This is a genomic window from Burkholderia sp. GbtcB21 (genome assembly GCF_019091065.1).
Taxonomy (GTDB): domain Bacteria; phylum Pseudomonadota; class Gammaproteobacteria; order Burkholderiales; family Burkholderiaceae; genus Burkholderia; species Burkholderia pyrrocinia_C.
Map to the genome: position 1 here is coordinate 357,735 of NZ_JAGXKA010000001.1, position 14,389 is coordinate 372,123.

Sequence of the window (14,389 nt, forward strand, 5' to 3'; positions counted from 1 at the left end):
TGCGACGACGCAGCCGCCGGAGACTCATTGGCCGTGGCCGCCCAGGTTCCGGATCACCTCCTCATAGCCAATTTCCTCCGAATCGGCGTTGCATCGGTTGGCATGGGCAAAGGCGCCGACCACGAGCGTTCCATTGACATGCGCAGCGTCATCGGAATTTTTGAAACCATCTTCCGAGTCGAACGCGCGTTGTCGCAGCTGTTCATACTCATTTCGATTGCTGCAACCGAACGTCACGCGCCGGCATTGGCCGCCGTCGTTCCAGTCCACGTAATACATCGCATCGCGCCGCTTGATGCGATCACCGGGTTTCAGTGTGCGCTCGTAGACGCGCGCGACGGAATCGCTCGCTTCCTCGTCGCGGCACGTCATGTCGAGCCGGTCGTAGAAGTCGTGCGCCTTCACGTGCGAGGTCAACTGCATGCGAACCTTCTTGTCGTGGCTGACGCCCTCGGTCATGCGCTGCACGGCCTCGTTCAGGATCTCGATTCCCATCCCCTTTTTTCGCGCGTCCGGCGCCACGCACAGCACATGCAGTTCGACTTGCTTGGCGATGTCGGTCGCGTTCTTCCGTGACTCGTCCGTTCCGAAGGTCTCGTAAGCGAATACGCCGACCGGCTTCGCCTTGTCATACGGCGTCGCGCCGTTCGCGCCGGTATCCTTGCAAAGGTATCTGGCCAGATCGGGTTGCGTCGACCTCGATTCGACGAAGAGGCGGGCGCCTTCGCTTTGCCGCGTTTTCGGGTTGCGGTGGAGCGGGTAATAGTTGCCATACAGCCAGTAATCGTCGGCGTAGGCCCAGTACGGCTGGCACATCCTGTTGACGATCGCGTCGACGCCGCCGTTGCTTTCCAGACGATGCAGATTCTTTCCCCATGTGGTGTTCAACTGTTTGCCCGTCTTCACGGCGACAGACTGGCATTCGATTTCCGCCGATGCGTGCCGAGGCATGGCCGCGCTCGCCACTGTCACCGCCACCGCAATCAGCACGCCCTGCATCGATACGCACTTACCCCAGATTCGCGTCTTCATGATGTTGCCCTCCGTTGGTTGGTCAGTCGTTGCGCCATGCCGCACGCTCACAGGCACATCGCCTTCTTAGCGATCGCCCATCGGTGCATCCGGTCTTCGAGTCCATTGACACCGCCGTTGATGCGTCTCGTCAGCGACACGAAATCGCCCGAGTCGGCGATCAGGTTGCAGCCGTGCCGTTCCCACCACCAGGCCGCCGAACGCGCGGCCAGCGGTTCCCGTTCGAGGAGTTCGGGCTGGCGCTCGAGATCGGCACCGAGTGCGTTGCCGCATTCGCGGTAGTTCGCGCGCCCGGTGATCTGGATGAGCCCGCGTCCGAGGAAGCGCCTGCCATCGCCCGCCTGGACGTTGCCGAGTTCGGCGGCCTTGCGCGACGGCGGTTCATAGGCGCGCTGTGCAGTTGTCGGCCCCCACAGCTCGCGCGTGAGCGTGAAGCCGAGCGTCTCGTGGCCGGTTTGCGCGACGAAGGCCGCGATACGCCCGGGGGTCGAGATGCCGAATTCGGCCATCGCGGCGGCAAGTGCCGGATACCAGCGTTGCGCGAGCACGGCGGATACGGCGGCGGCGGACTGGAATTCATCGGATGTCATCGCGTTCTCCTTGCGAGGCATGGGCGAGCGAGGCCGCGGCGGATGCGCTCGGCGGTAATGAAACGGTCGAGGCAGTCAACGCGGCTGCGTCGTCCACCTGCGAGCGCGTCGGGCTGCGCGGCGAAGGCGGAACGTTGCGATGCGCGGCCGGCCCGGTTCGCTGCGCTTGCGCGTCGATCGCGGCGACGATCGCGCGCAGCGGCTCCGGCTTGACGCTGACTTCGCCTGCGAACGGACGATCGACGGCAAGCACGAAGAAGAACGCGAGTCCGAGCGTGAGCGCCCAGCTCGCGACGAGCGCGATGTTGAAGCGCGTGCCCGGAAGGATGTAAAGGAGCAGAAACGACACGACACTCGCGAGCAGCACCACGCCCCACAGCGTGGCCGGCATCGCGACGTCGAGCGTCAGCAGGCGCTGTTCGCGATGCTTTGCCATCTCGTTGACGCGTGCGAGCACCTCGCCGAGCAGCACGCGCTGCCTTTCGCTGCGCGGCTCGATCCGGTTGGCCATGTCGAACAGGCGATCGAAGCGGGCCGCCGTCTGCGCATCCGCACTCGCGTGCTGCTGCATCGTCGGCCACTCGTAACGGACGACACCGTCGAGATAGGCGCGCAGCGCGCCCGAGGCGGCGTCGGCGACCGGATCGCCGAATGCGGCGAGATCGCGCGACAGCTCGCCGGCCGCGGTCGCTTCCGCGTCGACGGTGCGCTCCGCGCTGTTGTACGCGTCCCACACGCTGATCGCCGAAAACGCGACGAGCAGCGAGTTGATCGTCGTGATGACCGACACCATCGTGAGCGCCATCGCTCGCTGCTCGGGATGCAGGTCGACCGGCGCGATGCGGCGGAACAGCGCGTAGCCGGCCAGTGCGGCCGCGACGGTCGCGGTCACGATGAAGAGCCCCATCAGCCATGACGGCCAGTTGTAAAGAAAGAGCATGGTCATTCCCCGATTGCGTTTGCGCCGTCCTGGCGGCCCGTGCGCGGCGCGTCTGCCGACAGCATCGCGCGTGTGAATTCGGCGAGCCGCTGCTTGACCGCATCGGCCGGCATCCCCGTTTCGAGCGATTGCTGAAGCCGCAGCAGATCCGCCGCGAGTTCGCTTTGCCATTGCACGCGCTCGGTCGCCGCATGGGCGCGATGCGCTTCGAAGGTCGCTTGCGCGGCGGCCGCGGTGTCGCCGCGCACGAGCGTCTCGAGCGTTTCGACGAGCCGGTGCAGCAGCCGATGCACGGCGGTCGCCGAGAAACCGCCGAGCATCGCAAGCGCCGGCTTGCCGAAGCTGCGCGTGCTTGCGCCGTCGTACAGGTGCGGCGGCAGCAGCTCGACGAGAATCAGGCCGGCGATCACGCCGAGAATCAGCCGCGCGCCGTACGACGCGTCGTACTTCGGGTCGTATGTCGAATTCGCGACGTAGCGATGAGCCTGGAACAGCGTGGCGAATGACGCGCCGAGCCCGGCGCAGAACATCAGGAACAGCGCATTCCACAGCAGCCGGGTGCCGTGCGAATCGAGAAACCCCTGATCGATGTTCGCGACCGACACTTCCGGCGACAGCGACGTCGCAATCACCGCGACCAGAAACGTCGCGGCGGAGAGCGTCAGCGCGCGGATCAGCGGTACCGGGCCGAGCCACGCGAAGCGCGAGCGGACGCGCAGTTCGCCGTCGAGCAGCGTGACCGCCTGCGGCGTCGCGGGCGCGATCGCGACCGCGAGCCGGCGATGAATCGCGGCAAGCGCATACGATGCGCCGTGCACGGACGACGCATCGTCCGCCGCGGATTCAGCCGCGGCGCGCGACGCCGCGACCATCAGCATCGACAGCTGCGCGATCAGATCGGGCGCCACCGCGATGCCGTGCTGCAATGCGTAGCGCGCCATCGCATTGCATTCGATTTGCAACTGCCCGATCAGATCGCGCCTCGATGCGGCCGTGTTCGTACCATCCGCTTCGGGCGGTGCGTCCGCCGTTGTCCGGGACCATGAACGATGCGTGCGCATGACGGTTCTCCACGAGGTCGGCGGGCAACGCGCGCTACAGCCGCACTTCGTCGCCGCAATTGCCGCCCGGCGTCAGGACCAGCATGCCGCCCTTGTCGCGATACACGAATACGTCGGACCAGTCGCGCAGCCGGTAGCGCACTTCCGCGAGACGTCCGTCGGGCGTGCACAGGAACTGGACCGCCTTGTCCGCGCCGAGGAAGAAATCGTGCAGTTGCGCGTTCTTCAGCTCGTCGAGCCGCACCACCTTGTTGTCGTGCTCGTTCAGGTAGCGGCCGAGATTCGTGAGGCCCACCGCACGCGCCATCGCGGCAAGCTCGGCGGCGTAGCCGGCGGGCGCGTAACCCGTGCAGCTCCCGTAGCGGTTCCAGTGCTGCTGGAATGCATCGGCACTCGCGGGCGCGATATACGGCGCGGCATCGCCGGGCAACGTGTCGGCCGGAACCGCCGCCGTATCGCAATCGCGCCGCGGCGTATACAGGCCGATCGCCGTGATCCGGATCGGTGTGCCGTCGGCGGCCTGGCGCGCGGACGGCGGCTGGCCGGTCGTGCATGTCTGCGCGCCGTCGCCGCCGACGCACGAGCCGAGCTTCCAGGACAGCGACAGCGTCCAGTCCTGCGCGTGTGCGCCGGCGCAGGTCAGAATCAGGCTGGCGGCGCAGGCCGCCCGGGTGATGCGCAACAGGGTCGACATGTCGAATTTCTCCTTGTGTGTGGTGACGTGCGCCGGCCGACGGAATCGGCCGGCGATCGGCGATCGGCGATCGGCGATCGGCGGTCGGCCGGCGCGGTTCGCGCGCGGTCAGCGGGCCGCCTGCTGCAACAGCTGGCGAAGGTTCTGGATGCGTGGCAGGCCGGCGCCGAAGCGATTCGCGACGTCGTATTGCACGATCGGCGTGCAGATCATCCGGATCAGCTGAAACAGCGCGGCGACGCGCTCCGGCCGGCGCGGCCCGAGATGGCTGACGATCTGCGGATCGCTCAACAGCAGCGCCGCGAGCCCCGTGATGTGCGGCGCCGCCATCGACGTGCCGGATTCGGCATTGAACGCCGACCCCGGCACGGTCGACACGACGCCGACGCCCGGCCCGCACACGCCGATTTGCGGACCGTGGCACGAGAACGTCGGCGCGAAGAGGCCGTCGGGCGTCGCGGCCTGCGCGACGATCTGCGTTTGCTCCCACGTGTTGCCGGGCAGCTCGCGCTGCAGCCCCAGCGCCGATACCGCGAGCACGTACGGCGACGAGGCCGGGTACTGGACCGGGCCGCCCGAATTGCCGGCCGCGACAATGCATGCGACGCCGGACTGCACGGCCTCCATCAGCTTCTGCTCGACGGCGAGCGACGCCTGCGGCGCGCCAAGGCTCAGGTTCACGACGTCGATGTCGTGGTCGATGCAATAGTCGAGCGCCTGGATCAGCGTACTGAACTGGCCGCCGGGAAAGATCTTCAGCACATGGATCTCTGCGTCGGGCACGAAGCCGCGCATCGCCATCTGCGCGTCGGCGGCCTGCGGACTGATTCGCGCGGCGATCACGCCCGCGCAATGCGATCCATGGCCGATCACGTCGTCCTTCCAGGTATCCGGGTTCTGGTCGTTGGTCAGATCGGCGCCGCGCAGGATATGGTTCAACAGCGGATGCGACGCGTCCGCCCCCGAATCCACGATCGCGACGCGAACGCCGCGCCCCGTCGCCGTGGCAGGAAGCTCGTCGAGGCCCATCAGGCGCTGCCCCCACCCGAGCGGCGCACGCGGCGGCACGTTCGGGTTCGGCTGGGACAACGGCGTGAGCCGCACCACGTTCGCCTGATCGCTCGACAGCAGCGGCGCCGGCAAATAGACATTCCAGTACGTGTGGGGCGGCCGCACCGCCAGCGACTGGAGCGGACCGGGCGCCATCTGCGCGACGGTCAGCGTCGTTTCGCCTCGCGCGTCGGTGGTGCCGCTCACCGGAAAGCCGTCGCCCGCGAGCGTCACCGGCACGCCGGGCTCGGGCTGGTCGTTCGCTCCCAGCACGCGGATCGTCACCGGGCGCAAGATCATCGACGCGATGGCCGCCTGCGGACGAAGCTCGGCGCCGGACTCCTGTTGCGGCTTTTTCCCATAGCCGAGCGGATGATCCTCCTCGACGATCATTCCCGGCGGCGCCGTCGCCTGCAGCACTTGCGCGTTCGCGGGATCCATCTTGACGACATACGTGTCGGTCGCTTCGTCCGGCCTCGCCGACATCATCTGCGCGTTCTTGTGGCTGTTGATCACGCGCACGACCTCGACGCCGGGGAGCCGGCCGACCGCATTGTCGAGGTCGTGAGCCGACATCGGCGTCACGGCCGCCTGACGTGCGAGCACGCCACGCCGAGGCGCGATCAGATACTGGCGCTTGCCGCTCGTCACGTGGACCGCTTCGTCGGCCGTATCGGGCGGCGTGACGTCCGATGCGGCAGCCGCGCTGTCCGTCGGCATGGCTGCCGCCTTCGCGGCGGCGGGCTTCTTGTCCTTGTCCATCGCAATCTCCTTCGCGGCGCGGCAATCGCGACGCGTCGCGGGGTTAGTCGGTCGAAATTGACGGACGCGCATCCCGACGCGATCGGATCGTTGCGCGACGGGCGTCCGTCGGGTGCGCCACCGCGCGGTCACGCACGGTGGCGCAGGTCTTCAGTTGCAGCGGTCAGTGGAATGCCGGCTGGACAGGCATGACGGAGAACGGCAGAAAGCCGCCGAGTTGTCCGGCGACGGAGCCGACGGTGGGTGCGACCGACTTCAGGATGTCGCCGAACACGCCTTGCGGTGCGAACGCTGCTTGCGGCTGCACCGAGAACGGCAGCAGGCCACCGAGCTGTCCGGCGACGGTGCCGACGGTCGGTGCGACCGACTTCAGGATGTCGCCGAACACGCCCTGCGGTGCGAACGCTGCTTGCGGCTGAACGGCAAACGGCAGCAGGCTGCCAAGTTGGCCGAGCAGTTCGCCGATCATCGGCGCCGCGGTGCCGACGATGGCCCCGCCCACGCCCTGCGGCGCGAACGCTGCCTGCGGCTGCACCGAGAACGGCAGCAGGCCGCCGAGTTGTCCAGCGACGGTGCCGACGGTCGGTGCGACCGACTTCAGGATGTCGCCGAATACCCCTTGCGGCGCGAGCGCAGCCTGGGGCTGCGCAGCAAACGGCAGCAGACCGCCGAGTCGGCCGAGCAGCTCGCCGATCATCGGCGCCGCGGTGCCGACGATGGCCCCGCCCACGCCCTGCGGCGCGAACGCTGCCTGCGGCTGCACCGAGAACGGCAGCAGGCCGCCGAGCTGACCGGCGACGGTGCCGACGGTCGGTGCGACCGACTTCAGGATGTCGCCGAATACCCCTTGCGGCGCGAACGCTGCCTGGGGCTGCGCAGCAAACGGCAGCAGACCGCCGAGTCGGCCGAGCAACTCGCCGATCATCGGCGCGGCGGTGCCGACGATGGCCCCGCCCACGCCTTGCGGCGCGAACGCAGCCTGCGGCTGCACCGAGAACGGCAGCAGGCCGCCGAGCTGACCGGCGACGGTGCCGACGGTGGGTGCGACCGACTTCAGGATGTCGCCGAACACCCCTTGCGGTGCGAACGCCGCCTGCGGTTGAGCGGCAAACGGCAGCAGGCCGCCGAGTCGGCCGAGCAGCTCGCCGATCATCGGCGCCGCGGTGCCGACGATGGCCCCGCCCACGCCCTGCGGCGCGAACGCACCTTGCGCCACGGTCGACGCGTAAGCCGGAATGTGTCCCGTGACCGTGTGCGGTACCCCCGGCAATGCATGGTGTACATGAGTCATTTTCAAGTCCTTGATCGAGAGGAAAGAGACGGCGCACAAGCCGCAGGCGGTGCAGCGTGCGCGCCGTTCACATGCCGGCCGGCGATGCTTCCATCGACTCAGGACGCGTGCGTCGAAGCAAACATCGGAGGAATCGGCAGGTCAATTCTGCGAGGCAGGTCCTGCCGGCTCCATTCGGCAAATGCGGTATGTGTCGTCGTCATTGCGAGCCGGGCGGCGGAACCGAAAATGGTTCGGTGAGCCAGCCGGAAAGCACGGCCGTATGGAGCAGCGCGCAGATATTGGTAGAAGCCGTCTTCCCGAGAAGATGCGAGCGATGCTTGCGGGCGGTCTGGTCACTGATGCCCAGTGCACGGGCGACCTGCTTGTCGCTCATGCCGTCCGCGAGCAGTTTCAGTACCTCGCGTTCGCGCGGCGAGAACGGGTCGGCACGACGCGGGGCGCCGTTTTTTTGAGCACGTCAGGAAAGAGAATGAAATAGCGAATGGTCAGTTGCGCGGATTTCCGGACGCCGAATTTGTTGAGCAGATTTTCACGATGCTTGCGCGCGGTTGATACGGAAAAGACCAGTTCGGCCGCGATTTCACGGTCGGTCAGGCCTTTCGCAACCAGACCCAACACGACCATCTCGCGTGTAGTGAGTTTCAAGATGGATTCCCCGTTGACCCTTGAAAGGGCATCCCCTTTTCGTCACGGGAGCGGTGGTCTCCTTTGAATTTTCATGACAACCTCACCGGCGACCGGACTTCTCCCCTTACACACGCGACATGCAAAGGTGGATGCGCTTGAGACTGCAGTGATATTTCCGGTCGACCATTTATGAAACGAATTTGCCGCGAGTATTCATGTCGCTGCGGCGGTCGCAGCAACACTGCTCGCATTATTTGAATTCGGGCGATCGGAACGATGCATCATACGCCCGCCATTCGGCTTTGCATGATGATTGATATTACTGATTGAATTGACTCAATCGACGTGCATTAAATTGCTAATTCACAGGTGAATTTTTATTTTTGTTTATAATTCTCTGAATTCGACACAAATGAGAAATTCTCGGTTATTTAATTACAAAACGACGAAATCGAATTAGACGATCGAAAGCAACCTGGTCGATGATTTGCGCTGAGCGTCTTCGTCCTTCCGAGCCGATCGTTGCCCGCGCCCGCCACGGGGGCGCCCGAAAGCGGGCGCATCCACGATCAACTTCCCGGAAGAGGTGAAATCATGCGGTCGGCTTGCGATGGCATGCAACGTCGACGCTGCATAGCAGCGTCTCCTGGCAAACCGGGCTGTTGCGCGCCTCGCCCGAGATGATCGCAACAGATTGAGGTGAACTGACGTGCAACAGGCGACCACCCGATAAACTCGCTATTCCGCGGGCGGTTCACCTTCACTACGCGTAGAAATATAAAAGAAACACAGTTTCGTCTCGCAGATTTCCCGACGGAAATCTCGATCGCCACTGCCAACACGCAGTTCCCGGCTACGTCACCACACCCACCTGCCAGGGCACGAACTCGTTCTGCCCATAACCGTGCAACTCGCTTTTCGAATATCCGCCCGATGCGCAGTCGAGCATGCTCCTGAAAATGTCGTCGCCTAGCCTGGCGACCGTCGTCGTGCCGTCGATCACGCCGCCGCAATTGATGTCGATGTCCTCTTCCTGACGCTCCCACAACGCGGTGTTCGTCGCAAGCTTCAGCGACGGCGCCGGCGCGCAGCCGTAGGCGGATCCGCGCCCGGTCGTGAAGCAGATCAGGTTCGCGCCCGACGCAACCTGCCCCGTCGCGGACATCGGATCGTAGCCGGGTGAATCCATGAAAACCAGGCCGTGCGTATCGATTCGCTGCGCGTACTCGAACACGTCGACGAGGTTCGTGGTGCCCGCTTTCGCGATCGCGCCCAGCGATTTCTCGAGGATCGTCGTGAGTCCGCCCGCCTTGTTGCCGGCCGACGGATTATTGTCCAGCGCGGCGCCGTTGCGCGCGCAATAGCCTTCCCACCACGCGATTCGCGCGAGCAGCTTCTCGCCGACCTCGCGGCTGACGGCGCGCCGGGTAAGCAGATGCTCGGCGCCGTAGACTTCCGGCGTCTCGGAGAGTATCGCGGTGCCGCCCTGGCGTACCAGGCGGTCGACCGCCGCACCCAGCGCGGGATTCGCGGAGATGCCCGAATATCCGTCGGAGCCGCCGCACTGCAGCCCGACCACGAGATGCGATGCCGGCACCGCGACACGCGTCGTGCGGTTCGCGTCCGCGAGCATGTCCGTGACCATCGCGATGCCGCGCTCGATCGTCTTGCGCGTGCCGCCGCTTTCCTGAATCGTGAAATGCTGCAAGCGTGCGGCATCCGCGTGCCCGCCTTCGCGAAGTACATCGCCGATCTGATTGGTCTCGCACCCCAGGCCGATGAACAACACCGAATGGAAGTTCGGATGCGCGGCGTAGCCGGCCAGCGTTCGGCGAAGAATCGCGATCCCGTCGCCGCGCGAGTCGATTCCGCAGCCGAGCCCGTGCGTGAGCGCGATCACCCCGTCGATGTTCGGATAACCGGCCAGGGCCTGCGGGTGCACATCGCGCCGGAAATGGTCGGCGATCGCGCGGGCTACCGTCGCGGAACAATTCACACTCGTCAGTATGCCGATGTAATTGCGCGTCGCGATCCGTCCGTCAGCCCGGCGAATGCCCATGAAGGTCGCCGGTGTATCGTCGAACAGCGTCGGACTCGCGGCCACGCCGAATTCATGCTCGCGCGCGAACTCGGCCATGCCGAGATTGTGCATGTGCACGTGCTGGCCGCGCACGATCGCTTCGCGCGCGACGCCGATGATCTGGTTGTAGCGCCTGATCGGCTCGCCTTTCGCGATGTCGCGCGTCGCGATCTTGTGACCGGGCGGAATCAGGCCGGCGACGACGAGCGCCTCGGATGCGATCCGGGCGCCAGATACGAGCTGGCGCGTCGCGATCACGACATCGTCGTTCGGATGCAGTCGGATCGCGACCTGTTCGGTGGCGGAGGTAGTCATGATGATGATCCTGGATGGGTCGTGGGGGTGGCGCCGGCGAAGGCTATCGATGCGTGCCGACCTGCGCGCCGCCATGCGTGCCTTCGGCCGTCGCGTGCCCCATGCCGCGCAGCGAACGCAGCAGCAGCACGCTGACGAAGCACAACGCGGCGACCACCACGAAGCCGGCGCGCGAATCGTGCGACGCCGCGTCCGCGAACGCCTTGATCTGAGGCGACACGAAGCCGCCGAGATTGCCGATCGACACGATGAACGCGATGCCGCTCGCCGCGCCCGTCCCGCCGAGATAGCGTGTCGGCAGGCACCAGAACACCGGCTGGCATGCGACAAGACCGGGAATCGCGATGCAGAATGCGAGCAGGGTCAGCACCGGCGTATTGATCACGGACAGCGACGCGAACGCGAGGATCCCGACCGTCAGCATGCCTGCCGCGACCTGCAGATGATTGTCGCGACGATCTGCGAAGCGGGTCGCGACGATCATCGCGCCGATCGTGCACAACCAGGGAATCGTCAGCAGCAGGCCGATCTTTCCATCGATCTGGGAGCCCATCGTCGCGGCGAATTTCGACGGCAGGTAGAACGCGAGCGGCGCATTGCCGATCTGGATGCAGAAGTACGCGGCAATGAACGTCAGCACGCGGCGGTCCTTCAGCACGCCGAACACGGCCGTCGACAGATGCCGGGGCTTAGCGCGCTCCTCGGCGGCGAGCGTGTCGCTCAGCGCCCGCTTCTCGTCCTCGGTCAGCCAGCGCGCGTCTTTCGGCCGGCTCGTCAGGTAGAAGAACGCGATCACGCCGACCACGGTCGCCATCAGGCCCTCGACCAGGTACATCCATTGCCAGTTCCGCAAGCCGAACATGTCATGCATCTGCAACAGGAAGCCCGACAGCGGATTGCCGATCAGCATCGCGATCGGCACGCCGAAGTAAAAGAGCCCGAGCGCACGGGCGCGCCCCTTCGCCGGAAACCAGTAGGTCAGGTACAGGATGATCCCGGGAAAGAACCCGGCCTCCGCCGCACCGAGCAGGAAACGGATCCAGTAGAACTGCGTCGGCGTGTGGGCAAACATCATCGATGCCGACACGAAGCCCCACGTCACCATGATTCGGCTCATCCATACGCGGGCGCCGATGCGGTTCATGATGAGGTTACTCGGCACCTCGAACAACGCGTAGCCGATGAAGAAGATACCGGCGCCGAATGCGAACGCCGCGTCGCTCAGGCCCGTATCGGCCTGATAGGCGATCTTTGCGAAACCGACGTTCGCGCGGTCGATAAACGCCAGCGCGTACATCAGCGTCAGGAACGGCAGGAGCCGGATCGCGGCCTTCCTGACCGCGCCGGCGAGGTGCTGCGACTGTTGAGGATCATGGTTCATCGTTGTCTCCGGGATTGTTCTCGTCGTGGGGCCGGTCGCTCACGCCCGCCATTCGGGCCCGTTCGGGTAGGCAAATGCATCGAGCGACGCCGCCTTCATCGTGACGCCGTAACCGGGTGCCTCCTGCGGCATGTAGCGCCCGCGGCGAATCACGATCGGCGCCTCGAAATGCTCGTGCAGGTGATCGACGTATTCGAGCACGCGCCGATCCAGCGAGCCCGACACCGCGATGTAGTCGAACAGCACGATGTTCTGCGAGTACTGGCACAGGCCGACGCCCCCGCCGTGCGGGCACACCGGCACCCCGAACTTCGCAGCCATCAGGACGACGGCAAGCACTTCGTTCAACCCGCCGAGCCGTGCGGGATCGAGTTGGCAGAAGTCGAGCGCGCCCGCCTGGAAGAACTGCTTGAACATCACGCGGTTGTGCGCGTGCTCGCCGGTCGCGACGCCGATCGGCCCGATTCGCTGCCGGATCGCCGCGTGACCGAGAATGTCGTCCGGGCTGGTCGGTTCCTCGATCCACCAAGGGTCGAACTGCGCGAGCACGCGCATGTTCGCGACGGCCTCGTCGACGCCCCAGTTCTGGTTCGCATCCATCATCAGCTTGCGCTCCCAGCCGAGTTCCTCGCGCAGGATCCGCGCGCGCCGCACGTCCTGCTCGAGATCCGCGCCGACCTTCTGCTTCAGGTGGGTCCACCCGTCCGCGACCGCCTCGCGCGCGAGCATGCGCATCTTGTCCTCCGGGTAGCCGAGCCAGCCGGCCGCGGTCGTGTAGCCGGGGTAGCCGTGCTCGCGCATCTCCCGTTCGCGCAGCGCCTTGCCCGGCGCCGCCCGGCGCAGCATCGCGACGGCTTCCTCGCGGGTCAGCACGTCGTCGATGTACGTGAAGTCGACGCAACTCACGAGCTGTTCGGGCGTCATGTCGACGAGAAACTTCCAGACCGGTTTGCCGGCCGTTTTCGCCCACAGGTCCCAGATCGCATTGATCAGCGCGGCCGTCGCGAGATGCACCACGCCCTTCTCGGGACCGACCCAGCGAAGCTGGCAATCGCCCGCGACCATCTCATGCCAGTACGCGCCGAAGTCCGCCGTGATCTCCTCGAGCGAGCGGCCGATCACGAACAGCTTCGCAAGCGACTTCACCGCATCGACGCACAGTTCGTTGCCGCGGCCGATCGTGAAGGTCAGGCCGTGGCCGTCGATACCGTTGCGCGCATCGGTGACGAGCGTCACGTAGGTCGCCGAGTAGTCCGAATTACCGTTCATCGCGTCGGAGCCGTCCATGCTCTTCGACGTCGGAAAGCGAATGTCACGTACCTTCACATCGATAATGCGTGTCGTCATTGCTGCTTGTCTCCTTGTCGTTTCATCTTGTCTTGCCTTGTCGCCGCGCCCGGACGCCCCTGCAACGAGCCCGTGCCGCTGCGGCCGTTCAGCCAAGCGCCGCAATCAGGCGCGGCTGCCCGATCGGCAACTTCAGCGCGCGCGCCATTTCGAGCACCGGGCGCAGGCGTCGCAGCTTCTTCATGTCGTGATTGCCGGCAATGTCGGCCAGCCGGTGCGCGAGGAATGGATTCGCGAACCGGTCACGTACCTCGTCCAGATACGACAGCGCCGCGTCGCGCTCGCCGAGCGCGGCGAACACCGGCATCACCTCGTCGTTCCACACCGCTTCGAGCGGTTCGCGGTATGCGGGATCGTCCATCGCCGCACCGACCGTCATGTCCGCCGCACCGCCGAGCGTGAGCCATTGCTGCGCGAGCATCGTGTGTCCAAGATTGAGCAGCAGCAGTTTCAGGCGCTCGTAGCGCTCGAGATCGTCGGTCGCGACGATGTCGGGGTGTTCGCACGGCAGCGTCATCCCGGCCGTGCGCCGAACCGCCCACAGCGCATACGGCTCGGCAATCGCGCCGACCGGATGGATCGGCTCCGACACGATGCGGTCGACGAGGGAATTGACCCACACGCAGCCGCCGATCAGGTAATCGACGAATGCCGCGTCCGCGCGCCAGCCCCGCGCGACGCCGACCACCAGGTCGCGCAGCGTGTCGCCGTTGCGCGCGACGAGCTCGCACGGCAGCAGCGTGACGGGCTCGCCGCCCGCCCGGAAGCGCTCGTGCAGGAGCACCGCAAGCTTCGCCGCGAAGCCGCGCGGCGTGCGGCGCCCGTCGAGCAGGTCCGGGCCGTCGTCGTCGAACAGCGCATAACCGCTGTCGCCGGTGTTCGATACGATCACCCGGACGTCGTGCGCCATGCGCTCTCGCAACAGCGCCCAGTCCTCGCTCGCATGCAGCGCTTCCGTGATCGCCACGCACTCGACCTGCCGGTCGATCGTCTCGCCGTGCCGCCTGCCGCGGATTCTCACCGGATAGCGTCCGGCGGCACGCAGCGCATCGATGCGCGCGCGGCTCTCGGCGCTCGACGTCGTCTGCACGACCGTCACCGCACCGAGCGCGCGGCCGACAGCCAGCGCTTCGGACATGAACAGGTCGACATGCGCCTGCAGGAAGCGGCTGGTACCGAATTGAAGGATCGGATTGCCCATCGGTTTGCCGTCCGC

The 14,389-nt window shown here is 66.0% G+C and carries 13 protein-coding genes; all 13 read right to left on the reverse strand.

All coding sequences use genetic code 11. The features are described from left to right. Window positions 1–24: 24 nt before the first annotated feature. Entirely contained in the window at window positions 25–1,032 is a 1,008-nt protein-coding gene (locus tag KVT39_RS01550; RefSeq protein ID WP_175750355.1) for a GNAT family N-acetyltransferase, read from the reverse strand. A gap of 47 nt (window positions 1,033–1,079) precedes the next feature. Continuing rightward, the gene (locus KVT39_RS01555) at window positions 1,080–1,622 is read right to left on the reverse strand and encodes a glycoside hydrolase family 19 protein (protein ID WP_034179480.1); all 543 of its coding nucleotides are present in this window, start codon (window positions 1,620–1,622) and stop codon (window positions 1,080–1,082) included. Continuing rightward, complete coding sequence (locus KVT39_RS01560; protein ID WP_243712271.1) at window positions 1,609–2,568, reverse strand: DUF4239 domain-containing protein; 960 nt, start codon at window positions 2,566–2,568, stop codon at window positions 1,609–1,611. The genes KVT39_RS01555 and KVT39_RS01560 overlap by 14 nt, the downstream gene beginning before the upstream one ends. Further along, on the reverse strand, window positions 2,565–3,623 hold the full coding sequence (locus KVT39_RS01565; protein ID WP_235212435.1) for a hypothetical protein: 1,059 nt from the start codon (window positions 3,621–3,623) through the stop codon (window positions 2,565–2,567). Before KVT39_RS01565 ends, KVT39_RS01560 begins: the two co-directional genes overlap by 4 nt. A 34-nt stretch (window positions 3,624–3,657) precedes the next feature. Next, on the reverse strand, window positions 3,658–4,317 hold the full coding sequence (locus KVT39_RS01570) for a hypothetical protein (RefSeq protein ID WP_217587287.1): 660 nt from the start codon (window positions 4,315–4,317) through the stop codon (window positions 3,658–3,660). Window positions 4,318–4,425: 108 nt separating this feature from the next. Then, a complete protein-coding gene (locus KVT39_RS01575; protein ID WP_217587290.1) occupies window positions 4,426–6,129 on the reverse strand; it encodes a S8 family serine peptidase in 1,704 nt (567 codons plus the stop codon). A gap of 163 nt (window positions 6,130–6,292) precedes the next feature. Then, a complete protein-coding gene (locus KVT39_RS37830; RefSeq protein ID WP_254640301.1) occupies window positions 6,293–7,420 on the reverse strand; it encodes a hypothetical protein in 1,128 nt (375 codons plus the stop codon). A gap of 199 nt (window positions 7,421–7,619) precedes the next feature. Further along, complete coding sequence (locus KVT39_RS01585) at window positions 7,620–7,796, reverse strand: hypothetical protein (RefSeq protein ID WP_235212434.1); 177 nt, start codon at window positions 7,794–7,796, stop codon at window positions 7,620–7,622. Window positions 7,797–7,813: 17 nt separating this feature from the next. After that, window positions 7,814–8,068 (reverse strand): response regulator transcription factor, encoded by a 255-nt coding sequence (locus KVT39_RS01590; protein WP_217587292.1) that lies wholly within the window; start codon window positions 8,066–8,068, stop codon window positions 7,814–7,816. 835 nt (window positions 8,069–8,903) lie between these two features. Next, the gene (locus tag KVT39_RS01595; RefSeq protein WP_217587294.1) at window positions 8,904–10,445 is read right to left on the reverse strand and encodes a UxaA family hydrolase; all 1,542 of its coding nucleotides are present in this window, start codon (window positions 10,443–10,445) and stop codon (window positions 8,904–8,906) included. A 43-nt stretch (window positions 10,446–10,488) separates the two neighbouring features. Then, window positions 10,489–11,826 carry an MFS transporter gene (locus KVT39_RS01600; protein ID WP_217587296.1) on the reverse strand — a complete coding sequence of 446 codons (1,338 nt, stop codon included), beginning with the start codon at window positions 11,824–11,826 and terminating at the stop codon, window positions 10,489–10,491. Between the two features lie 39 nt (window positions 11,827–11,865). Then, window positions 11,866–13,173 carry an enolase C-terminal domain-like protein gene (locus KVT39_RS01605; protein ID WP_131946115.1) on the reverse strand — a complete coding sequence of 436 codons (1,308 nt, stop codon included), beginning with the start codon at window positions 13,171–13,173 and terminating at the stop codon, window positions 11,866–11,868. Window positions 13,174–13,261: 88 nt separating this feature from the next. Beyond that, the gene (locus tag KVT39_RS01610; RefSeq protein ID WP_105392986.1) at window positions 13,262–14,374 is read right to left on the reverse strand and encodes a D-mannonate oxidoreductase; all 1,113 of its coding nucleotides are present in this window, start codon (window positions 14,372–14,374) and stop codon (window positions 13,262–13,264) included. Window positions 14,375–14,389: the final 15 nt, after the last annotated feature.